At 36.8% G+C, this 24,022-nt stretch carries 20 protein-coding genes; 11 read left to right on the forward strand and 9 right to left on the reverse strand.

The features are described from left to right. The first annotated feature begins 20 nt into the window (after positions 1-20). The 4 genes from AC4PID_RS12155 (at position 21) to AC4PID_RS12170 (ending at position 4,740) form a co-directional block, all read left to right on the forward strand. Positions 21-1,340: a putative bifunctional diguanylate cyclase/phosphodiesterase gene (locus tag AC4PID_RS12155; protein WP_492132268.1), complete on the forward strand. Its 1,320-nt coding sequence runs from the start codon at positions 21-23 to the stop codon at positions 1,338-1,340. 239 nt (positions 1,341-1,579) lie between these two features. Then, positions 1,580-2,677 (forward strand): glycosyltransferase family 4 protein, encoded by a 1,098-nt coding sequence (locus AC4PID_RS12160; protein ID WP_492132269.1) that lies wholly within the window; start codon positions 1,580-1,582, stop codon positions 2,675-2,677. Continuing rightward, the gene (locus AC4PID_RS12165; RefSeq protein WP_492132270.1) at positions 2,649-3,665 is read left to right on the forward strand and encodes a lysylphosphatidylglycerol synthase transmembrane domain-containing protein; all 1,017 of its coding nucleotides are present in this window, start codon (positions 2,649-2,651) and stop codon (positions 3,663-3,665) included. The genes AC4PID_RS12160 and AC4PID_RS12165 overlap by 29 nt, the downstream gene beginning before the upstream one ends. A 16-nt stretch (positions 3,666-3,681) precedes the next feature. Continuing rightward, on the forward strand, positions 3,682-4,740 hold the full coding sequence (locus tag AC4PID_RS12170) for a hypothetical protein (protein ID WP_492132271.1): 1,059 nt from the start codon (positions 3,682-3,684) through the stop codon (positions 4,738-4,740). Positions 4,741-4,859: 119 nt separating this feature from the next. Here the strand turns inward: AC4PID_RS12170 and AC4PID_RS12175 are convergent, their stop codons facing one another. Further along, complete coding sequence (locus AC4PID_RS12175) at positions 4,860-5,756, reverse strand: bacteriohemerythrin (protein WP_492132272.1); 897 nt, start codon at positions 5,754-5,756, stop codon at positions 4,860-4,862. Positions 5,757-5,793: 37 nt separating this feature from the next. Next, complete coding sequence (locus AC4PID_RS12180) at positions 5,794-7,530, reverse strand: ABC transporter ATP-binding protein (RefSeq protein WP_492132273.1); 1,737 nt, start codon at positions 7,528-7,530, stop codon at positions 5,794-5,796. Positions 7,531-7,758: 228 nt separating this feature from the next. Here AC4PID_RS12180 and AC4PID_RS12185 point away from each other — a divergent pair, with 228 nt between their 5' ends. From AC4PID_RS12185 to AC4PID_RS12195, 3 genes are read left to right on the forward strand one after another with little or no spacing between them, the layout of a single operon-like run. Next, positions 7,759-8,352 carry a TetR/AcrR family transcriptional regulator gene (locus AC4PID_RS12185; protein ID WP_492132274.1) on the forward strand — a complete coding sequence of 198 codons (594 nt, stop codon included), beginning with the start codon at positions 7,759-7,761 and terminating at the stop codon, positions 8,350-8,352. Between the two features lie 2 nt (positions 8,353-8,354). Beyond that, entirely contained in the window at positions 8,355-9,302 is a 948-nt protein-coding gene (locus AC4PID_RS12190; protein ID WP_492132275.1) for an ABC transporter ATP-binding protein, read from the forward strand. Between the two features lie 10 nt (positions 9,303-9,312). Continuing rightward, on the forward strand, positions 9,313-10,629 hold the full coding sequence (locus AC4PID_RS12195; RefSeq protein ID WP_492132276.1) for an ABC transporter permease subunit: 1,317 nt from the start codon (positions 9,313-9,315) through the stop codon (positions 10,627-10,629). Between the two features lie 24 nt (positions 10,630-10,653). Here AC4PID_RS12195 and AC4PID_RS12200 read toward each other — a convergent pair whose 3' ends face one another. The 5 genes from AC4PID_RS12200 to AC4PID_RS12220 are packed head-to-tail and all read right to left on the reverse strand — an operon-like array spanning position 10,654 to position 15,665. Continuing rightward, complete coding sequence (locus AC4PID_RS12200) at positions 10,654-12,354, reverse strand: sensor histidine kinase (protein ID WP_492132277.1); 1,701 nt, start codon at positions 12,352-12,354, stop codon at positions 10,654-10,656. Further along, positions 12,351-13,127 carry a response regulator transcription factor gene (locus AC4PID_RS12205; protein WP_492132278.1) on the reverse strand — a complete coding sequence of 259 codons (777 nt, stop codon included), beginning with the start codon at positions 13,125-13,127 and terminating at the stop codon, positions 12,351-12,353. The genes AC4PID_RS12200 and AC4PID_RS12205 overlap by 4 nt, the downstream gene beginning before the upstream one ends. 32 nt (positions 13,128-13,159) lie before the next feature. After that, positions 13,160-14,272, reverse strand: coding sequence for a peptide-methionine (R)-S-oxide reductase MsrB (msrB, locus tag AC4PID_RS12210; protein WP_492132279.1), 1,113 nt, complete (start codon positions 14,270-14,272; stop codon positions 13,160-13,162). A 12-nt stretch (positions 14,273-14,284) separates the two neighbouring features. Next, positions 14,285-14,965: a redoxin domain-containing protein gene (locus tag AC4PID_RS12215; protein ID WP_492132280.1), complete on the reverse strand. Its 681-nt coding sequence runs from the start codon at positions 14,963-14,965 to the stop codon at positions 14,285-14,287. Positions 14,966-14,975: 10 nt separating this feature from the next. Continuing rightward, positions 14,976-15,665 (reverse strand): cytochrome c biogenesis CcdA family protein, encoded by a 690-nt coding sequence (locus AC4PID_RS12220; RefSeq protein WP_492132281.1) that lies wholly within the window; start codon positions 15,663-15,665, stop codon positions 14,976-14,978. 126 nt (positions 15,666-15,791) lie between these two features. Here AC4PID_RS12220 and AC4PID_RS12225 point away from each other — a divergent pair, with 126 nt between their 5' ends. Further along, the gene (locus AC4PID_RS12225) at positions 15,792-16,274 is read left to right on the forward strand and encodes a peptide deformylase (protein ID WP_492135381.1); all 483 of its coding nucleotides are present in this window, start codon (positions 15,792-15,794) and stop codon (positions 16,272-16,274) included. Positions 16,275-16,374: 100 nt separating this feature from the next. Further along, positions 16,375-18,093 (forward strand): methyl-accepting chemotaxis protein, encoded by a 1,719-nt coding sequence (locus AC4PID_RS12230; protein WP_492132282.1) that lies wholly within the window; start codon positions 16,375-16,377, stop codon positions 18,091-18,093. 134 nt (positions 18,094-18,227) lie between these two features. Here AC4PID_RS12230 and AC4PID_RS12235 read toward each other — a convergent pair whose 3' ends face one another. Further along, the gene (locus AC4PID_RS12235) at positions 18,228-19,289 is read right to left on the reverse strand and encodes an HD domain-containing phosphohydrolase (protein ID WP_492132283.1); all 1,062 of its coding nucleotides are present in this window, start codon (positions 19,287-19,289) and stop codon (positions 18,228-18,230) included. 148 nt (positions 19,290-19,437) lie between these two features. Here AC4PID_RS12235 and AC4PID_RS12240 point away from each other — a divergent pair, with 148 nt between their 5' ends. Together AC4PID_RS12240 and AC4PID_RS12245 are read left to right on the forward strand one after the other, a co-directional pair. Further along, positions 19,438-20,718: a sensor histidine kinase gene (locus AC4PID_RS12240; RefSeq protein ID WP_492132284.1), complete on the forward strand. Its 1,281-nt coding sequence runs from the start codon at positions 19,438-19,440 to the stop codon at positions 20,716-20,718. A gap of 81 nt (positions 20,719-20,799) precedes the next feature. Beyond that, positions 20,800-21,114 carry a sensor histidine kinase gene (locus AC4PID_RS12245; protein ID WP_492132285.1) on the forward strand — a complete coding sequence of 105 codons (315 nt, stop codon included), beginning with the start codon at positions 20,800-20,802 and terminating at the stop codon, positions 21,112-21,114. 75 nt (positions 21,115-21,189) lie between these two features. Here the strand turns inward: AC4PID_RS12245 and AC4PID_RS12250 are convergent, their stop codons facing one another. Then, positions 21,190-23,865 carry an EAL domain-containing protein gene (locus AC4PID_RS12250; protein WP_492132286.1) on the reverse strand — a complete coding sequence of 892 codons (2,676 nt, stop codon included), beginning with the start codon at positions 23,863-23,865 and terminating at the stop codon, positions 21,190-21,192. Positions 23,866-24,022 lie beyond the last annotated feature (157 nt).

The following is a 24,022-nucleotide window of genomic DNA, read 5'->3' on the forward strand; positions in this document are numbered from 1 at the left end:
TTAAGATTGGAAGTGACTAAGTGAAAAGAATTAGAATAGTTGGGGATAGAAGTAGCAAACCATACATATCGGTTCAAAACCAATTTGATGAGTTGACAGGTTTCCTCAAAAGGCATAGATACTTAAGAAAATTGAGTACTGTACTCTTTGAGAAGAAAAAGGGCATTGTCTGTATGTTTGATATAGACGATTTTAAGATGATTAATGACATTAATGGTCATCGGTTTGGTGATTTGGTACTTCAAGAAGTTGCATCTAGAATTAAGCTGTTCAGTCGGCTTGAACATATTGTTGGACGTTTTAGTGGTGATGAATATGTAATCGCCTTTATTGATGATGTTCAAAAATCACCAAATGAATGGAAGAAGCTTATCAATGAGCTGATGATCACATTGAAGCAACCGATGTTTATCGAGGGAAAAAAGGTCGTTATTAATGCTAGTCTCGGATATTCGAGATTTCCGGAGCACTCGTTAGATGCTGAGGAACTTGTCATGTACTCAGAAATGGCTATGTTCGAGGCAAAACGGAACGGTAAAAATCAATATAAAGAGTTTAAACTTACGATGAATGAAGCCTTGCAGCTTCAAACTGAAATTGATGAACTACTGAAAACTCATGATAAATCGAGTGTTTTTACGATGGTTTATCAACCGATTGTGGATGCACTTACGAAAAAAACAAAAGCCTATGAAGCTCTGATTCGCATGAAGGATAGTCGATTCTCACCGCTTCAGATTATTGGTGTAGCAGAAAACTCCAATGCCATTCAAACCTTGGGAAGATGGATTACTGAAGAAGTGGTCAAACAGATTGCTATATGGAAGTCGGAAGAACATCATGATACGAATACGATTATACCAATCGCAGTTAACTTTTCCTGCAAACAGATGATGGATGTTAATTACGTCTTATTTTTAGAGGACTTATTAAAAAAATACGATGTAAAGCCCAATGAATTAATCATTGAAATTACAGAAAGTATCTTTATGGATACGCGATACAATGGTATAGATTTTATTAATAGCTTTAAACAACTAGGTGTAACAGTTGCGCTAGATGACTTTGGCACAGGATACTCCTCGCTAATCTATTTGACGAATATCAATTTTGATAAAGTAAAGCTCGATCGATCCTTTATTCATAAACTAATAGATGAAAAAAGCGTTAAAGTCCTTTCTGGGATCATACATATGCTTCACAGTATCGACGTTACTGTTGTCGCAGAAGGGGTAGAGGATGAAATTCAAAGTAACACACTGCTACTCTGTGGGTGTGATGAGCTCCAAGGGTATTACTTTGGTAAGCCGGAAAAACCAGAACGATATCAATCTAATTGAAATCTTCCTCCATAATAGTTAACCCAGAACAAGTGAGAGCCCCCCTCTCACTTGTTCAATTTATAGAGTAAATAATGATACGCTTTTACGCGGGAAAAAAGAAAATGAACTTTGATGTTTAATATCATGGTTTATAAAACGATTAAGGCTCTAATCACGGATTAATAGCATTTTAATTAAAACTTAACATTTATAGCGTATGATATTTATGAAGACATTATTTTTTGAGAGGAAGCGTTATGCTATTTAAAAATAAAAAAAACAATACAACAGAATTACCGGTTTTAACTGTCATGTCTTTAGCGGATAGAGTAGCTGGACAAGGTGTCGGTTCCGCGTTTACAGAGCAGTTTAATTTGGTAAAGGAAAAATTGAATAAAATGATGACGATAAAATTGAATACATTTGGTAGTGGCAATGTCATTCACTATCATTCCATCAATTTTAGATTTTTTTTGCATGCCTTAATGCATCGTCAGTCCGTAAAAGTTGGTTCGGTACATTTTATTCCTGAAACCATTGAGGGAAGTATTAAGCTACCGAGATGGATGCAATCGATATTTTATTGGTATATTTTGAAATTTTACGAAACCATGGATCAACTTGTAACGGTTAATCCAATTTTTATTGATAAACTGGTGGATCTGGGATTTGAGAGATCTAAAATAACTTATATCCCCAATTTTGTTTCAAGAGAACAATTTCATAGGTTAGATTCCGAAATGAAGAATAGAGTTAGAGAAAATTATCAAATTAAAGTGGACGCCAGTGTGGTTTTAGGCGTTGGGCAGATCCAAACCCGCAAAGGTATATTGGATTTTGTTGAAGTTGCAAAGCAACTGCCTGATATTGAGTTTGTGTGGGCTGGAGGCTTTTCATTCGGAAAAATTACTGATGGATTTGAAGAACTCAACAATGTTGTGTCAAACCCTCCAGGGAATGTACACTTTATAGGTATTGTAGATAGAGAGCATATGAATGAGATTTATAACATGGCGGATGTTTTGTTTTTACCATCTTATAGTGAGCTTTTCCCGATGACTGTTCTTGAGTCTATGAATGTTGGTTTACCACTTGTGTTGCGGGATTTGGAACTCTATGAAGATATCCTTTTTGATTACTATTTAAAAGCTGTGGACAATCCTTCTTTTGCAAAAATTCTCACAAGACTGGTAAAGGACAAAGCTTATTATTCACAAGTACAAAATCAGTCAGTGAAGGGGTCTGAGTTTTACTGCAGGGAGTCAGTCGGTAAAATGTGGGAAACCTACTATGCAAAAATGATTCAATTAGAAAGCAGTGATCAATATGGCAAAAAATATAAAGCATATAACTAGATGGCTCATTCCGATTGTCAGTATAGTCGTGATTTTTTCTATTCTCATCCTGAAAGGTGAAGGAAAGAATGTTATACATGCAATACAGTCAATTAAGCCGCTGTTCTTATTATTAGGTGTACTGTTTATACTTGCATATTGGTTGTTTGAAGCGATGATTTTACACCAGCTATTATATTATGCAAAAGAACGAATTGGTTTTTGGAAAAGCTTTAAAATAACGATGGCAGGTCAGTTTTTTAATGGTATAACGCCATTTGCATCTGGTGGACAACCCGCACAGCTTTATTTGCTTCATAAGCAAAAAGTGCCGTTCGGTACAGGTGCCTCTGTTTTAACCAAAAAGTTTATCGTTTATCAGGCTGTACTTGTCATCTATAGCTTTATTGTTTTAATCTTTGAATCGACATTTTTTATGGGTAAAATTCCAAACTTCTTTTATCTAGGAGCACTCGGCTTCGTTGTTAATTTTGTAGTGATTGCAGCGCTTATGATGATTGGCTATAATTATAGATTTACTAAGGGAGTGGTAATTCGAGTGGGCAAATTTTTACGCCGTCATTTCAATTATCACAAAACCACAAAAAAAACTTTAAGAGTTCTACATCAAATCAATCTATTTCATCAGCAGATGAAATCCAATCATCATGGATTGGGTACTTGGCTGATTATAGGTTTCCTATCCGTTTTACAGCTTACTTTTTTCTTTAGTATTCCACTTGTAATCGGCTATGGCTTTCATTTGACACATCTATCGATTTTCTACATGATCGGTGCGGCTGCGTTTGTATCCATGGTAACCGCATTTATACCTTTACCAGGTGCTGCATTGGGGGCAGAAGGTAGCTTTTATTTGGTTTACCAGATATTTTTCCCATCAAAAATCGTAATTACTGCACTGCTGTTGTGGCGCTTGATCACTTATTACTTACCACTTTTAATTGGTGGTACATTTGTTGTGACAGGCAAGCACAAAGAAGCGGACTAATAGGAGGAACTTTCAAATGGCGCAATGGATTCAGCTCGTGGTTATTTCAATCATAGTCATATTAATCATCTATAGTCCATATGAATACTTGGTTTTAAGACAGAATAAAGTGTTGGGTAGCACATCAACTATTTCTGCAGCCTTACTCGTCGTACTTATTAATCTTTTATCTTCTAATAGAGATTTTTCAAGTGCCAGCGTTAGCATCATTATAATTTTGGGAACCTTCTTCTTTAGTACGATTAAGCAAGCGGGAATGTTTGCTAGAAGTTTCGAAATCCCAAGCTTTGAAGGTGAGAATCTTGAAAGACTCATCGTTAAATTTTCCGATCAACTTAGAATGCCAAACGCCACAGTAGAAATGAAAGTTGAAGGAAAAGAATATGAGATCAAATATGACAATGTAGATTACTATGCGGTAGTTAATGTGAAGCGGTTTTTCTTTGAGGATGCGTATTATTACACCTTAACCTTTAAAAAAAGATTCCCGAGAGAATTACAAAAGGCAATCTTGAATTTAACTCAAGAATACATTGAGCATAGAAACGAAATTCAAAAGCATTGGCGAACCAGAATCATACAGACGCTTAGTATAACCTGCGTACTCGTTGGTTTGCTTTTATTTGTTAACTACAGTGCGCTACATCCCAATTATACAAATGCCATAGATTCATTTGATGCAGATAAAAGCCTTACGATTGAAAAAATCGTGGAAGGGGATTCTGAGGCTGATTATTTAGAAATCAATGATCCTGAGAAAGTCAAAATGGTATTAAATGGTATAAAAGACATTTCAATATGGAAAAGAGACAAAGCCTTTTTTGAAGAAATGTCTTCAAGATATCAGTACCTAATTCGGCTAGAAGATGTCCCTGTAGCGCTCTATATTGGTGAATATGACGCAATAGGTTTTTACGATTATCAGCGGCTTTATGACGAGGGTGGCGTGTATGGCAAGGTAATGGTTTCTTTATATAGATTGTATGGTAAGGATGAAGGTTATTATTTTGATGCACTTTCAAGCATATACGGCGATGCTGGTAATGTATACGATTTTATCTCTAAATGGTTATAAAAAAAATCCTGCTTCAAAGTATCTATGATACTTGAGAACAGGAATTAATGTAGATATATAGTGATTCAAATCGTCTTGATGACTCTTAATCAAGACGATTTTTTTTAGCCTGAAGCAACTTATTGGTTCTGGATGAAATAGTGGATTTTCATGTCTTCTTTAACAATGTGATTGATTAACCAATTCTTAATTAGTAAATTCACCCTTATCAAATCATTATTGTTGGGTGATTCGCCTAAAGATTGACTTAATTGCTTAACTCGAACTGTAAACTCCTGATGGTAAATACGATGGTTTTCAAGCTCTGGATAGCCAATTTCCGCCATAAATGCCTCTTCACGTTCAAAGTGCGTTTCGATATAATCGTTTAGAAAATGAACCAGTTCTTTAACAAACTCATGGCCCATACCTTCTTTCATTTTAAGGTATAAATTTTCATAGGCATCGATAATTTCTTTGTGATCCTTGTCAATTTGATCGATATGCGTTTCGAAATCGGAACTCCATGTGAACTTGATTTTACTAATCTTTTCGTGCCAAACTACGGAATCTTTATTTTGCTCACCAATGGATGCAAGCTTACTGCCTTCATCAGAGGGGGGATTCAGAGTTTCTGTAGCTTCTAAGGTTGTACGATTGGCCTGATCTCGCATGATTAGGTTCAAACGACTGACGAACTGAACCTCTTCTATAGGTTTTGACACATAATCAATAACGCCATGAGAAGTCAATTGTTTGATGAACTTTGTATCGGAACTATTGCCTATTGCAACAATAGGGATTTGATTGTTTTGAGGATGTGTTTGCACAGCCAGTAGTAGCTCTTTCCAGTCGTATTCTGGATGATCCACATCTAGGATGAGAAGCTGTATGTCATTTTTATACAAGTTCTTTAATGCGACCTTGAGCATATTATTATTTAAAATATAGGGTTCGCCAAGTCCAAACTGAACAATAGCTTTTTCAACTTTGATACGGACGACGTCTAAAGCTATTACCAAACCGAGTTTTCCCATGAACAATCTCCTACAAATATAATGAATGATTTAAGCATCAAAACTCATCAGGAATATAGCCTTTAAACTGCGCTTGATATAAGTGGCTATACAATCCTTTCTTCTCTAGCAAACTTTCGTGACTACCGCGTTCAGAGATGCCATTATCAGTCATTACCAAGATTTCATCTGCATTTTTAATCGTAGATAATCTGTGGGCGATAATAAGGGTGGTTCGCCCTTTTGCAAGGGTTTCAATAGACTTTTGAATCGCGTATTCATTTTCATTGTCAAGTGCAGATGTGGCTTCATCTAAGATTAAAATAGGTGGATTTTTTAGAAAGACACGTGCAATTGCAATTCTTTGTTTTTGTCCGCCAGAAAGTTTTACGCCTCTTTCTCCTACGAAAGCATCATACCCTTCATCTAATGATAGGATGAAGTCGTGAATATTAGCTCTCATTGCAGCAGTAATGATTTCTTCATCTGTAGCACCCGGTTTACCATATGAGATGTTATCTCTTATTGTACCATAAAATAAGAAAACATCCTGCTGTACAATTCCAATTTGACTTCGAATTGATGACATAGTGAGGCTTTTTATATCATATCCATCGATGGTCACTGATCCTTCTAAAACGTCATAAAATCTAGGAATGAGCTGTGTAATGGTTGTTTTACCGACACCGGAGGGACCAACTAACGCAATCGTTTGACCAGCAGGAATTTCAAGTGAAAAATCTTTTAGCACAGGCTGTGCCTCTTTTTCATAAGCAAAAGTGACGTTATTAAACTGAATGTTCCCCTTAACCATCGATAGTTCAGTTGCATCTGATGCATCCTGAATTTTAGGAGACAGTGCCATCATTTCAAGAAATCGCTCGAATCCAGCAGCGCCAGATTGAAACTGTTGGGTCAACTGAATCAGTGCACGAATAGGCTTTGTAAAGAATGAAATAAAGAGTAAAAACGCAAGTAAATCGCCGTAATTGATTGCGCCTTGATAAACAAAGATGCCGCCAGCAACCATTGATGAGAGCGTCATCATGTCTATGAAGAAACCGTTACCGGCTTGGTAGGAGGCAATTGCTTTAAAAGAGTCTTTTTTTGAATGTAAATGGGCGTGATTGGTTACATGAAACTTTTCTATTTCATGTTTTTCATTGGCAAATGATTTCGATAATCGGATACCAGATAAGCTGCTTTCAAGTTGTGCGTTAATATCTGCAAGCTTTACTCTAACATTTCTAAACGTAGACATCATGGACTTACGCATAAAGACAGAGTAGATAATGGTCAAGATGACGAAAAAGAAAACGATTAGCGTTAAAGCGACATTGATTCTAATCAGTAATATAAATGAACCCAATAACATAAAGACTGAAACAAATAAATCTTCAGGACCGTGATGCGCAAGCTCGGTTACATCATTTAGATCAGCGGTTAAGCGGTTCATCAGTTGCCCAGTTTTAATGTTATCAAAAAATGAAAATTCAAGCTTTTGAATGTGGGTAAAGAGATCGCGTCGCATATCGTACTCAATTCTTGAACCTAAAACATGCCCCCAGTAGCCCATAAAGTAATTTAGTCCAATTTTAATCACATATAAAACGAGAATGCTTCCTGACAGGATGACAATCATCCTGATATTGCCCTCAGGGATCAAAGTGTTGACAACGGAACGTGAGAACATTGGGAATAATAGATCAATCCCAGCCATTAAAAATGCTGCGATTAGATCTAATGTAAACAAAAACCGATGCGGTTTATAATACTTTATAAATTGTTTGATCATTTCTGCCTCCAATTTATTTTGACTGTCTAAATAGTTTCAATCAACATTTTATCTCACAAGTTGGTATAAGACAAGTCTGAGTAATTATGATTTGATTTAGTTACTGTTCTTTAAAATTTAAGTTGACAAAAATAAGAAAGGGGATTAAGCTGTGACTATAAGACCTTATCGGGTCATAGTTTTTACTTTGGCTATGACTATAAAACAAAATCTGGTCATAGGAGTGATATGGGAAGAGCATTTACGGAGTTTGAAAAGGAGAACATTAAAGAACAGCTTTTGATAGAAGGTAGACATGCTTTTGAACAGATGCATTTTAACTCAGTTAAGGTAGAAATGATTGCTAAAACCGTTGGCATATCAAAAGGCGCTTTTTATACTTTTTTTGATTCGAAGGAAGCCTTTTTTCTTGATATATTAATGAGATTTGAAGCAGATATACAGTCACAAATTTTAAACGGGAAAGTACAGTCGGAAAGTATAAAGGATTATCTCATTCACTCTATTGTGACTTTAATAGAAGCGATGGCAGATAACTATTTATTTATTTCGTTTTCCGATGCCAAAGTACAGCAAAGTCTACTTGCAAAGGCAACCGAGTTGCAGAGAGAGCGTATGCTAAATGCAGACTTAGCACTGCTAAGTGAGTTAATTCCCGATGAAAAGCTTCTCACTGTCAGTAGAGATGAAGCAGTAGATTTAATGCGAAGCTTGTTTTTTCTACTTCCGATGAAATCAGAAATAAGAACGCCGTTTGATCAGTTTTTAAGGACGTATACCACACTGATCATTGGGGGAATATTTAAAGATACGGAGGCTTAAGGATGCATATAAAATTTGAACAAGCTACAAAATACTATGGCAAAGCCGTAGGTATAGAAAAGTTAGATTTAGCAGTACGTGAAGGCGATTTTTTTGGATTTGTTGGACCCAATGGAGCAGGTAAAACAACCGCAATTAAGCTTATGATGAACTTGCTGAAGCCTTCAAGTGGTAACGTTTTAATAGACCAAATCGATGCTTCAATGCACTTTGATAAAATTAAAGCCAACATAGGATTCATGCCTTCAGATGCAAGTTTATATGGCGATTTAACCGTAGAGGCATTGTTCCGATTTAATCGAAAACTTTATCTAGTGGATCAAATCGCCAAACAAAAGGGCATTCAGAATCTGAAGGCTTTTGAAGAAATAATGATCGGTCGTGAAAAAGAGTTAATAGAAAGCTTGAACATCGATATAAAAAAGCGATTCAAGGCATTGTCATTAGGCAATAAGAAGAAAATTGCTTTTGTTCTTTCAGTCGTTCATTATCCTAAATTGATTGTATTAGATGAACCGACTTCAGGTCTTGACCCATTGATCCAAGAAGTATTAATGTCTACTTTAAGACAGTATCATAACGAGGGGAATACGATATTTCTTTCATCACATACTTTGAGTGAAGTAGAGAACAACTGTAGAACCGTTGGCCTTATTAAAGCAGGTCAAATGCTTGAGGTTAATTCCATTGAAGCATTGAAAGCTAACAGCCTTAAAGAAATAACGTTAACATTATCAAAGGATGAACTTGCAGCCATTGAAAAATGGGCTGATGATAACGAGGCAGTCATGTATGGTCAGTTAAGGGCATATGATACAAATGTGAAAGTGGTCTATCATACGAAAGCCTCTGTCGCTCAAATCTTAAAGTCATTAAGTGAGTTACCGCTTAAAGATGTCAGCATCGATGCGCCAAGCTTAGAAACGTTATTTATGCATTATTACCAGTAGGGAGGCAAAAATGATAACACTCATCCTATTTGAAATTAGAAAAAGAATCAAACCGGTATCATGGATGGCATTGGCCATTGTGGCTATGGTGGCAATCAGTATGCAGTTTTATCCAACGATTACAGAAAATATGGCTGTGTTAGATGGTTTTTTATCCACTGGTATGATGGATCAAATTCTAGGTGCATTTAATGTTGAGGTAGCAGCCATGAAGTCTCTGGTCGGTTTTTTTAACACTTACTGTACCATGTGGGTGATGATGATCGGTGGCGTTTTCTTTGCTTATGTTGGGGCAGATTTGCTTTCGAAAGAAGAAAGAATGGGAACCATCGACTATTTGGCCTTAAAACCATATTCGAGAACTAAAATATATCTTTCAAAATGGCTATCACTCCAAGTTCTAGTGTTTACCTTTTTTTTCATCATAACGTTGGTTGGATGGGGCAGTCTCAAACTGCAGGAGACGCATGCACCATGGGTGATAGATGGAAAAGCACTGACTGAAGCACGTTTGGATCAGATCGCTTTAAATGGAGATTCGATGACCAATAAACTCGTGATTGATGAAACGGTTTTTAGTGCCTATACAAATGATATGTTGCTTCAAAGTATGACGCAGCAACAGGAAGAAGTGGATACCGTTGGCATAGATGCAAAAGGGTTAATTGATGCCTTTGGTGATCAGATGCAAGATCCTGAAGCTTTATTTGATGCCATGCTAGCGGACCCAGATGAATATTTGGCTCTTTTTAAGAATTTTGTATCCGATGAAGCTTTAAGCCATTTGTCGAGAGAGGCATTTATTGATGCCGTTCATGAAGAACAAGAAAAATACCGTAATTTAGCAACCGATTTTTTGACGACAGATCATATTCTTAGGGATTATTTTAAGACAAATCCCAAGTTCTTTTTGAACCTGATCATTGAGCAAAATTTATCCACTGACCTTATTAATGCAGTGCCTGAGGCAAAGAATGTTATCATGCAGTTTAATGGTTCAGCACTTTTGAGAGCCCTGTTTAACATGTATATGGTGACCGTAGCACTTGGAACTTTGGGCATGTTTATGGGCGGGGTTTTAACAAACAATGCAGCAGCACCACAACAGGCACTTGGCGTTTCGTTGATCTTTTACTTTATGAATTCAATTTTAAGTTATGAGGTCAATCTTTCATGGATCAAATGGTTGACGCCATTTGGTTACGCTGAAACCTCTGGAGATGTCTTGAACTTATCTAGATTGATGCTACTCTTTGTTATATCTATGCTCTTTCTCATCACGGGTGGTATCAGATATAAAAAACGCGACTTCTCAAGTCGCGTTTAAGGGAAAAGATGAAGTCCTTTGAATTCACTCAAATTTGAGTGGCATCCGAATGGTCACTTTAAAACCTTCGTTTGGAACTGAACTCGTATCAAGACCGAAGTCTTCTCCATAGATTAATTGTATTCTCTTTCTTACATTTGAGAGACCAATGCCACCGAGTCGAACTGATTCGGTGTTTTTTTTAGTTTCACCGACGCCGTCATCTGAAACTGTAATCTCGAGTGTTGTTTCATCGAGAATTTTGGCAGATATCTTGATCAAGCCTGGTGAACCTTTTGGTTTAATGCCATGATAGATGGCATTTTCAACCAATGGTTGTAAAATAAATCTTGGTACCAAACAGTGTTCTAGTTCTACTGGCAGATCGAATACATAAATTAGAACCTCTTCATAGCGTTCTTTTTGAATAATTAGGTATTCAGCTACGTGACTGACTTCTCTAGCGAGGGGGATAAGCTGATCTCCCTTAGATAAGCTCAATCTAAAAAAGTTTGCCAATGCTTTGGTAAGCGAAACGACCTTCTCAGTGTCTTTAAATTCTGCCATCCATATAATCGTATCAAGGGTGTTGTATAGAAAGTGTGGGTTGATTTGGCTAAACAGGGAGTCGAGCTCGGCTTCTCTTAAATAAATTTCATTTTCCTTGATATTTTGAAGCAATTGATTTAATCGGATGTTCATTTCATTGTATTGGCGTCTAAGCTGATCAATTTCAAGACTGGCATGAGGAATCGGTGCAACGAGCGCTTCCTGTCCACGATTGGTTTTCATAGCGTCGATAAGGCGATAGATGGGCAGACTAAACCGTGTCGCAATCATCCAGCCAATGCCCAATGAAAATACGAGTAAAATGGCTAAAATCATCATCAGAGTTCGAACCAAATGACCATTGACCACACTGAGACGGTCCAAAGATGAGAAACTAAAGAGTGTCCATTCAGTGCCTAATATTGGATAGTGTTTGCTAAGTAAGTTGCTTTTCGAATCAAAGCCTTCTGGTAGGCTGGAAGCTTCTATAAGTGTTTCTAAGCTGCCAGTGCTCACAAAATTCTCTGGATTGCTGTGGTAAACCAATGAACGATTGCTGTCTAAGATAAAGGCATATCCAGTATCACCCAATGAAACGCCTTGTATAAGATCGCTGATGGCTTTGTAAGAGACATCAATAATGACCAGCCCCAAGGTCTCTCCCTGGCTTGACTTTACCTCTTGACCGATGGAGATGACCCAAGTAGATTGATCCATAGTAAAGGTTTGCCTTCTGATAGAGGTCAAGACAGGCATACTATTGTGATTAATTGCATCTACATACCAATCCTCCTGCATCATATTCGTTGAGGTATGCATATCCAGTTTGGATTCATTCGAGACGATTCGCCCATCGGAGCTTACGACGATGACGGTCAAAAGATTTGAATCCGATGCCTTTAAAAGCTCTATCAATGAAAGTACGCCATTGCGATCCATTTCTGATTCTTTTTCCAAGTAAGCGTAAACATCTGGCGCTCCTGCTAGAAGGCTAGTAAAGGCTTTTAATTTATCGATATAGAGCTCAATGGCTTGCCCACCTTTATCTACTGATTCTTCAACCACTTGTGTTTCACTTGCTTTCAAAGCGCTTGTCGTCGAGAAATAAATGAGCAGAGCAAAGAGACAAGTCACCAAAACACTTGTCCCTAAATAGTATAAAATCAGTTGTGTACGTGTACTGAGTGGTTTTCTCATATTTGACCATTCCTTTTAGCGTACTGTTTGGGCGACTCTCCAAAGGCAATTTTAAATCGAGTGTTAAAGTAGTTAACGTCTGTAAATCCAACTTTTTCGGAAATTTCGTAATTTTTAAGTGACGTTGTTAATAGTAAAAGCTTTGCACGTTCTAACCTGTGAGAAAGGACGTAGTCCTGAAAGGTCATACCTAAAGTGGTTTTTGCTAAACTGCTGAGATAGCTACTGTTATAGCCCAGTAGTTCAGAAAGCTTACCAAGAGAAAAATCACTTTCAAAGAGATGTTGATCAATGGTTTCCTTTAAGCTAATTTCAAGTGGCTTTAAGAGCTCGGGTATAGGTGCGGACTCTGTTGAGAGGTTAGAAACCACGGCATCTACTTCTCTTAATCGTTTGGTCTGTTCAAAGTTGTGGATCAGTCGTGTCAATACGTCAAAGATTTCTTTAGCGGTCAATGGTTTTAAAATATAATCATCCACACCCAGTCTGAGTGCTTTTTGCATATAGTCAAAGTAATCATAACCAGTGAGCATCGCAATACTACAGTAGGGGTTGAAGGTTTTGAACTGTTCTGCAAGTTCTAACCCTGTGATGTGGGGGAGGTTGATATCGAGCAAAATTAACTCAGGAGACTCAGCTTTAAAGATTTTAAGTGCATCTACACCATTTGCAGCTTCGAGTACAGTTGTAATATTCAGTGCTTCAAAATCGATCAGGGTGCGTATCCCCCTTCTCAATAGTGCTTCATCATCTACGATTAATAGTTTAAACATATGAGCCTCCATAAGCAATTTTGTTAAGGTCATTATTTGACGTAGGATTTTAGTTCACCATAGCCGTTTGCATCGAGCGCATCGTAAGGAATGAATTTGATTGATGCGCTGTTAATACAGTATCTTAATCCGCCTAGCTCAGATGGACCGTCGCTAAAAACGTGACCGAGATGGGTGTCTCCAGAACGACTTCTGACTTCTACGCGAACCATATTATAACTGGTGTCTTTTGCATAAGTGACAACCTCAGGGACAATCGGTTTTGAGAAGCTTGGCCAACCACAGCCAGAATCGTATTTATCTCTGGAGCTGAAAAGTGGTTCGCCTGTGACCACATCTACATAGATGCCTTCCTCGTAGCTGTCCCAGTAGGTATTGGTATAGGCGCGTTCAGTGTCACCCAACTGCGTTACCTTATATTGAATATCGGTTAAAGTTGCTTTAAGTGTTGCATCATCAGGTTTTGGATAATCCGATGGATCAATCAGAGAATCGTCTGCAAGTGAAAGATCGATGTGACAATAGCCGTTCGGATTCTTAGCCAAATAATCTTGATGGTAGTCTTCTGCGAGGAAGAACTGAGAGAGTGGTAGTACTTCAACCGCAAGTGGTTTTGAATATTTTGCTGCAACTTGATCATAGACTGAGTTAATGGCTACTAGATCAGATTCTGATGTGTAATAAATGCCTGTGCGATATTGTGTACCAACATCATTCCCTTGCTTGTTGATACTGGTTGGGTCGATGACTTTAAAGTAGTACTTTAATAATGTGGTTAGATCTGTTACACCAGCATCGTAGATGACATGTACGGTTTCAGCATGTCCCGTGTGCAAAAACGAGACTTCTTCATAGGTTGGATTTTCCGTGCTGCCGTTGGCGTACCCGGAAGTGACATCAAGGACACCCTCAAGCTTCGACATATAGGCTTCTAGCCCCCAAAAGCATCCGCCTGCGAGATAAATTTCTTTTGTTACACCGCTGGTATCAATATAGGAATTGACACCCATTTCCTCTTTGTTTGCCGTATTTGCTTGGTTTATATTTGAAGGATTATCTATATTTGAGTTGATGGTGTTGCTTTGACAACTGGTAACGACAAGCATCGCGGTTAGAACAAGAAGTATGATTCCCATTTTATTCATAAGGATACCTCCTTAATGCATTTCAAAGAACTCAGCGATGGCTTCATTATCAACATGACCTGGTAGCGTTTTTAAAACATTACCTGATGCATCTAGATAGCTAGAGGTTGGATATGCTCTTACGCCATATGCCTTAGCGACAGTACCATCAGGATCAAGTAACACCGTCATATTTTTATAGTCAAGTGTGTTGAACCAATTGATAAAATCCGACTCGCTTTGTTCGCCATTAAAATCGGGACTTACGATGGTGATGACGTTAAAATCATTCATTTGACCACTTAAATTGTCGATATCTTCAAGTCCTGCCAAGCAAATAGAGCACCAAGAAGCCCAAAATTTAATATAGGTTGGTTTGCCTTCAAGATCAGATAATGAAACGGTATCACCAGTGACGCTCATCAGCTTAAATGAGTTTGCCATCATGTCTTCGGAGTTGTCTTCCATCATGCCTTCAGTGGTATCTTTCATCATGTCCTCAGTGGTATCTTTCATCATGTCCTCAGTGGTATCTTTCATCATGTCTTCAGTGGTGTCTTTCATCATGTCTTCTGTGGTGTCTTTCATCATATCTTCTGTCGTATCTTTCATCATATCATTAGAGTCTTTATTTGTGGATGCTTGATAGATTAATATTGCTGCGATGATGACGATTATACCAATAATGATAATAATAAGTTTATTGTTTTTCATACCCAAATCCTCACTTTCTAAATAATTGTTCGAACCAAATGGTAATTGTATTGGTCGATCTGAAAAGCATTAACAGTCCCATAAAGACGATTAATATGCCGCCGATTTTCTTAATGGTATCGAGATGTTTTTCGAAAAATGCAAATTGTTTAACCAGATAACTGGACGCAAGTGACATAATAATAAAGGGGACAGCCAATCCAACGGTATAGACCATCATTAGTAGGGCACCATATAATGCTTGTCCACCATCTGCTGCCAAAACAAGGATGGCGCCTAGTACCGGACCCACACAAGGCGTCCAAGCAAAACTGAAAAGAAATCCTAAAAGATAAGCGCTCAAATATGGTTTTTTTGAGTTGTGCTTATATCTAACATGAAATTTCGATAAAAAAGTTGGTAATTTGAAAAGTCCGGTTTGACTTAATCCCAAGACGATCACAACCAGTGCTGCTACAGTATAGAATGCATCTAGCTGTATTAAGTTACCTAGAAGCCCTGCTCCAAATCCTAAAGTTACAAATGTGGTAGATAATCCTGCGACAAATAATAACGCTTTTACAATAGATTTAACAAAAGGATGTTGATCGTTATTGTGGTCAGTAAGAATTCCGATATATAATGGAATCATAGGATAAGTACAGGGTGCAAAGAAGGATAGTAGTCCTGCGACAAAGACAGTTGCAATATAGATCATCATGTTAAACCTCCTTTGTATATGATTTAATTAAAGTATAGGCTTCTTATGAAATTATTGAAATCGATTATCATTAGAGAAAACTTTGTTTTGTTTAGAACCACACCTGAAAAAGATAGGGAGGATGAGATGCAGAGAGAAATACTTTTGCTAGGAGACGAAAGACTATATGAAATGAGTGTACCAGTCACAAGCTCTGAGTGGTCAACGCTTGAAGCTTTAGAAAATGACCTTCACGATACTTTAATGGGATTCAGAGAACGATATGGCGTCGGACGAGCGATAGCAGCACCACAAATTGGTGTTAAAAAAAGAGTAATCTATATGTATATCGATCAGCCCATTCTCATGGTTAATCCCAAGCTGACTTTTATAGGTGAGGATAAAATTAAAGTGCTCGATGACTGTATGTCGTTTCCCTATTTATTGGTTAGGCTAGAGCGATATAAAAAATGTCAGTTGTCTTATATAGATCGAGAAGGAAATGAGCAATCGATTCTTTTAGAGGATGACTTATCTGAACTCATTCAACATGAGTATGATCATTTAGATGGCATACTTGCGACGATGCGTGCAAAACACATCAAGGATTTAGTACACAAAAGGCCTTAAATTTAGCCGAATCCTTTTTGATTTCTAAGATAAATCTAATGAATATTGCCACAATAAATGTTAAACTATTCACAGATTTTAGAGATCTTGGAGGCAATCAATGAAAATTAAATTTAGAGATAAAATTGGGACGCGTATAATTGCATTGACGATTATTGCAATAGCATTATTATCGACACTTATTACAAGTATCACCTATTATATGATTGAAAAGGATTTAAGAGAGAGAACGGATTTAGACGCCAAAGACGTTTATGAAGCTGTGGTTGATCATATTGAATTCGAAGATTTAGATGCATTGATTGCAATGCCTAATATTGAGAATCAAAGTTATACTCGAATTAAAGAGACGATGATGTTGATCAGAGAGGCAGTTGGTGCTGAATATTTACACATTGTTATTCAATCAGATAATACGTACTACTATTTAGTAGATGGTGTAAGAGAACTTGATGAAAGTGCATTGCCTATGGAGGCGATTGAATCTGAGTATGTCGCGTCATATGATCAAGTTAAATCAACTGGGAAACCTTTGTATGGCACATTTGATAAGTTTGAAGGTAAAATTTTATTTTCAAATTACTTTCCAGTGAAGAATAGCCAAGGGAATGTCGTTGCATACTTGGGAGCTGATTTTAACATTACAGAAGAAGTTGCACAATCTGAGACAACTTTTAGGATGATTTTATTCTGTACACTTGGTTTTATCCTAATTGTAAGCGTATTATTAATCCTAATTATTAGAAAAGCGTTAAGACCGGTACATTATCTAAGTAGTAAATGTAATGAAATCGCAGAATATGATTTAACTCAGAAAATCCAAACCAATTTCAGAGGTGAATTCTCGATTTTAGCAGTTGCCTTGGAAAAACTACAGACAAATAATCGAGATTTAGTAGAGTCATTAAAAAATCTAACAATGTCGGTTTCAAAACAGTTTGAAAATGTACAAGCCTCTAGTCATAATATTTCAGCCATGGTTGAAGAAACGACTGCAGCTATAGGAGATACAAGCCATGCAATAGGCGTTCAAGACCATTCAATTCATCAATTGATGAGAGAGAGTTCGATGCTTGAACAAATCATAACGTCGATGAATGAAGAGGTTACTGCTACTAAGGTAGTAGGCAATCAGGTCAATCAGTTGGCAAATGACTCAGGCAGACAGATGGCACAGATGAAGCTTCAGTTTCATTCAACTGCTCAAGAATTTGAAGGATTAAGCGACAAGATGTCACAGCTTCATAATCATTCTGGCTTAATCTTGAGTATTAACGAGACCATTAGAGGGATTGCAGCACAAACCAACCTCTTGGCTTTAAATGCCTCAATTGAAGCAGCTAGAGCTGGAGAGCAAGGAAGAGGATTTGCTGTTGTTGCAGATGAGATAAGGAAATTAGCAGAAGAATCGGCATCAGCTGTATCAGAAATTGATGCAATCATTCATAAAGTTATAACTGAAATAAAAGCTTCGAATGAAGTGACAAAGCAAAGTAAAACTTATATTGATGAGTCTAGAGAGACGGTTGATCTAACCATAGTTCAATTTGAGAAAACACAGAGTTCTATTCAAAGTATATTAAATAGCCTTGATGGTGTTGTCACTCAAGTAAATCGTGTAAAAGGGATACAAGAAAATGTACTTTCCAGCTCTGAAACGGTATTAAAAGCATCACATGATAACACGGAGCGAATTGATCAAATCAGCTCATCGTCACAGGAGCAATGTGCAAATGTAGAGGAGATCACTGCATCAATAGACGATTTGATCGACGTAATCGAAACGCTAAGGGCCAAAGTGAACATCTATAAGGTATAAGTGTTCTACGATATAATTGGACAACGTTAACGAAGCTAAAATAAACAAAGGAGCAATTGTTCATCTATTTATTAGATTTACAATTGCTCCTTTTATTTGATTGGAAATAAATTGCTCAATATCTCTATTGAAATTTAATCGTGATAGATCTCGTTCAATTCACCAGTTTGAATCATATCCTCAAGATAACTGATAATATCTTGATCCAGTTTACCAGAGCGAGCATCTTCCTTTAAAATGGACATCGTTTGCTCTAATGGCATACCCACTCGATATGGTCGATCGGTAAATAGTGCATCAAATATATCAGCAATAGTTACTATACGTGTCTCTATAGTGATTTCATTAGAAGATAAACCATGAGGGTAGCCACTTCCATCGAGCTTTTCATGATGCGAGAGTACGATATCCGCAGTGCTCTTAAGTGCAGAAATTGGACGAATGATATTTGCACCAGCTTCAGGATGACCTTTCATCACTTCAAACTCTTCAAAGGTTAAACGTCCAGGCTTGTTCAAGATATGCTCAGGCGTTGAAACTTTACCGATGTCGTGTATGATAGCGCCAAGCTCTACATTTCTAAGTTGGTCCTTATTGAGACCTGCGCGTTTGCCAAGTGCAATTGCAAGGTCGGCAACACGACGCGTATGGTTTTCAGTATATGCATCTTTAGCTTCAACAAGGTTAGACAGACTAATTACAAACTCAAGAACGTTATCGATTTCCTTGTCGTAATCCCTACGTAAAAGGTCATATAGCCTTGAAATCTCATTATTCTTTTTTTCAATAATAATTAATTTGTGCTTCAGCTCATTTTCAAGTTTTGATTTTTCGATGCCGTTTTCAATGACCTTGATTAGTTCGTTATTGTCCCATGGTTTTTCAAGATAATAATATAAACCAAGTTCGTTAATACTTTTTATTGCGCTCTCCTTATCAGAATAGCCAGTCAATAAGATGGGTACGATATTGGGCTGCTTTTCTTTAATGAGAGATAGCAGTTCTAAGCCATTCATGTGAGGCATGATAAAATCAGAAATGACCAAATCGATGTTTTCTTTCTCTAAAATGCCACTTTCAATTAACTCTTTTGGATCGTTTGATATGATGACTTCATAATCGAGCATCATTTGAATTAATGTAGAAAGAGTAGAGGTAATCATCACTTCGTCATCAATGATTAATATTTTACTCATATTGTCTCCTAATAATATAAAAATCGGTTATAATGATGTTAGTTGATAGTGTTATTTTACCACAACATGGCTATATTACTAATAGAAATCTTCACTTATTATAGGCATGTTGTCTAATCTTAATAATTGATAAAAGAAGGTTCAAATTATGAAACGATCTATAAAACGTAAAATTCAAAATTCCATGTTTCTAACCAATATTTTAACGCTCCTTATGACGACATTTATCTTGATACCAATTATCCATGCTGCATATGGACCAGTTACCAGCTACATGACCAGCTCAATAGCATCGGATTTTGTGAAGTCTTATGAAGTAGCGGTTTCACAAAGCGCTATGAAAGGTTCTGGTGAAAAGAACTTCATGGAAAGTACCTCAATTGAGGATGTGATAGATGATCTTAATCAAATGATAGAAAATGAATCTCAGCTCCCATCAGAGATGGCCATTAAGACAGAAATGATGGAAAATTTAACCATAGTAGCTGAGGGTGAAGATGATTTAAAACGTATATTTGTACTTGCAAAAGAGATTTATGATGGTGCGAATGATTTGCCGGTTGATTATAAAATTTTTCAAATGGACGTAATTGCAAGTAATTATAGCCTTTACATTCCGCCAGATAGAGATGATTTAATGGGTATTTCGGATACCAGTAGTCTGGCAAGTGAAAACAGAATTAGCATTGTTAACTCTGATGGCGATGATATTGGCTATTTGACAATTAGAATGAATCCAAGTTTCTATTATTTTCTTAACTTTATATTTATCACACTCATCGTTATCTTAAGCTTATTCTCTATTGCCTTTGTGAAAATCATGAGTACCTTTTTGTCAAGAGGCATCATGAGACCTGTGCATCAAACCAATAAGCAACTTGAAAGAATGGCCAATGACGATGTTGAGGCGTTAACCGGCTATGCGTTAAAAATTAAAAAGCCTCCAGTAGAAATAGAGGAAATGATTCGACATTCAAACACAATTTTAGGCAAGTTTAAAGAGTTTAAAGAGCTATTAGAAAACCAAAATGAAGAGTTGCATATGCAAAACGATGAGTTAATTCATAATCGGGAGTTGATAGAACATCAACAAAATCAGTTGATTCAAAGTGAAAAAATGGCTTCAGTTGGTCAGATTTCTGCAGCAATCGTTCATGAAATTAATACGCCAATAGGCGCAATAAAAAGTAACGCGCAAATGATGGAAATGGTTTTATCACAACTTGATCAAACTGATGAGATAGAAACTGTTAAAAAGAAACTCAATCAACTAAAACCTACCAATCAAATGATTGTAGATGCTTCTGATCGTGTCATTCAAATTATTAAGAGCATAAAGAATTTTTCTAGGATAGATCAATCGGCATTTAAAGAGGCGGATCTCCATGAAGCAATTGATAGTGTACTGATTTTAACCTCGAATTTATGAAAAAGTAGAATTAAAATTACAAAAAATTATGGTGAGATTCCATTGATTCACTGCTATATTGGGCTGATTAACCAAGTCATTATGAATCTTTTGGTGAATGCAATTGATGCTATTGAAGGAACTGGAATTATTGAACTAGAAACGGATACTGCAAATGATCACGTGTACCTTAAAATCAGTGATGATGGCATTGGAATGTCTGAAGAAATCACAAAGCGAATTTTTGAACAAGGATTTACAACGAAACCCATTGGTAAGGGAAGTGGATTAGGACTTGCGCTTACCAAGGACATTATAGAAAAGCACAATGGTCATATCGATGTTGAATCTGAAAGTGGTAAAGGTAGCTCCTTTACAGTCTACTTACCGATTGAGCCGATAGAAAACAATCAATAGATATAACAAAACCCGATTTTCTGATGAAGAAAATCGGGTTTTAATTTAGTCACAAACTACATTGTTGCTTTGGAATTAATAGCCATCAAACACCTTTTCATCTAAAAGAACGACGTCTTGTGCTTCAACGGGTTTGCTGAAGACATACCCTTGGATCTCGTCACAGAGTGCATTTTTTAATAGGGTTGCATGAGCTGTTTCTTCGATCCCCTCTGCGACAACACTTAGCCCAAGTGTATGAACAAAATCGATTAGCTTGGTAATCACAAGTGGATTATTGTTCCCGAGTAACTTAAGATTCATATCTCTATCAAACTTAAGGATATCAATAGGTAGAGCTGCCAAATAACCTAGTGAAGAGTATTCTGCTCCAAAGTCATCTAAAGCAATGCGTATACCTAGCTGTCTTAATCGATTTAAGAAGTCGATTGCATCCTCTTTCTTGTCTAAAAAGACATGTTCGGTAATTTCAATTTGTAAAAGCGATGCTTCAATATCGTAGAGTTTAAGTTTTTCCTGAACAAATTCAAAAAATGAGTGATCGTTCAATTGAAGCACTGAAAAATTCACAGCAACAGGTTTAATTGAGAGTCCACTTTCACGCCAAATAGCCAACTGTTGAACCGTCTTTTCTAAAGCGATTCTACCAAGATTTAATATCATCCCATTTTCTTCAGCGATAGGGATAAATTCTGATGGTGGTATAGTATTGTACTTAAATCGCATAAGGGCTTCATAACCGACTATTTTACCAGTAGATAATGCAACCTTAGGCTGATAAACCATCTTAAAGCCATCGTCTAGTATCGCATGTTGCAAAGTATTTTGAACTTTTATTTTAGATGCTAAGTGATCCGACATTGTGTTGTCAAAGTACGCGTAGTGGTTTTTCCCACTTCTTTTAACTTTATATAGAGCTAAGTCGGCAAACATAAGGATTTGATCTACCTTCATGCTATGCTCAGGAAATCTTGCGATACCCATACTGAACTCCAAACGAATAATATGACCATCTATGATGACTGGTTCTGTTAGACGTTCATATAGTGATTTCACATAATCATCTATTTCACAAAGCGCTTCATCGCATTTTACAAGGATGAGGAACTCATCACCACCAAAACGTGAAACGAATATGTTTGAGCTAACGGTTGAAACAAGCTTATCTGAAACTTGTTTTAGTACCTGATCGCCGAACATATGCCCCAATGAATCGTTAATACTTTTAAAGTTATCCATATCCATGAGTATGATTGCGCCAAAATTGTTTCCTTGAAGAACATGTCTAAGCATATCGGTGAAACTTCTACGGTTGGGAAGATTCGTAAGTGGATCATGTTCTGCTAGATAGTTGATTCTGGACTGTTGCTCACTAATTTCCTCAAGTTGGGCGAATAGTTCTTCCTCAGATGCAACCAATTGATCATTCTTGTCAGTAAGTTCGTGGTTGATGGTATTGATTGTAGTCAAGTAACTGGTTACTTTGCCAAGTAATAGATTGACAGATTGAGAGATGCGACCAAATGCATTTTCAGTAGAAAGTGAAAAAGATTTTATATGTGGATCATCAACCTCAATGGTATTGATTTCTTTCTCCATGTCGTCTAAACTGCCTTTTAGCTCTAGAAAATTATCCTGCATGCTATTTAGTGATTTAGATATTTCGCCGATCTCGTCGGTGTATCGATCGTATTTTTCAAAAGGATTGACTTCATATGCTTCAAAATCAAACTTGGCCATTTTTTTTATGATGGTAGCAAGCTCCAAGATTGGCTTTGTTAAATAAGTCGCTGTAATAAATACAAAGACAAAGACAATTAGTAGTGTGATTATGGTTATTGCAATTAGTAATCTTGAAAGTGAGTTGCTATGGTTGAGAACATCACTTTTATCTACAACAGACATAAAGATCCAGCCACTATTGGGTGAAGTAAAATTGAGTACGATTTTATCAACACCTTCAATTTGACGTTCACAGGTAGCTACTGATGAAAAATCCATATTCTTAAAAAAATCACCTTGTATGTCAGCGTAGTTTTTAAGTAACCAATCAGGATTTTGGGGGCTGTTGATGACGAGTCCCATAGGGCTAATAATATTAATATAGCCTGATGAACCGATATTGATGGCACTAATATTGTCCATAATAGTATCTAGCTTGATGGTAATGCTCAAAACGCCAATCACTTCGTTATCTCTTTTTATAGATTTATTAACGCTGATAACAAGATCTTTAGTCGCTTTTGTTTCATATGGTTCAGAAACGAAGACGCCATCTGTTCTTACAGCATTCTCATACCATCCTCTCAAGCGAGGGTCATATGGTCCACTTGGATTAAACTTTGGATATTCAACATAGCCACCATAACGCGTGCCAAAGGAGGCGAAGGCTACCAGGCTATTGGCATCCAGAACGGTTTTAAACAACTCAGAGATTTCGGACTCACTTTGAGAATTTTGATAAACAAAAGTGGTTGGATCGTAGTCGGTATAACGATTAAGTTCAAGACCAGAGGAGGTTAATCGTTCATCTTGACTTATAAAATTAGCCAGTCCAGTCATATTATCTATTATAGATTCATCAACGTGAAAGGCGGTTTGCTGCAGTATGGTCTCTGCATTGCTGATATAATCGTTATATAGCCAACGCTCTGTGATGTTTTTTATATAAAAAATCCCTGCAGTGTAGGGAATCAAACAGATTAAAATCATAGAAATAATCAATTTCTTCCGAATTGAATTTTTGATCATATAAGCCCTTCCTTGCAAATAAGTATGAATGTTGTCATAATTGTAACATTTTTCACAATATCCGACTAGAAAAATTAACCATATAAATAATAATATACAATAAAAAATGTAAAATAATAGAATTTAGTTATATTAATACCAAATTTATAATCTTTAC

Source organism: Fusibacter sp. QWL-12, from assembly GCF_058683495.1.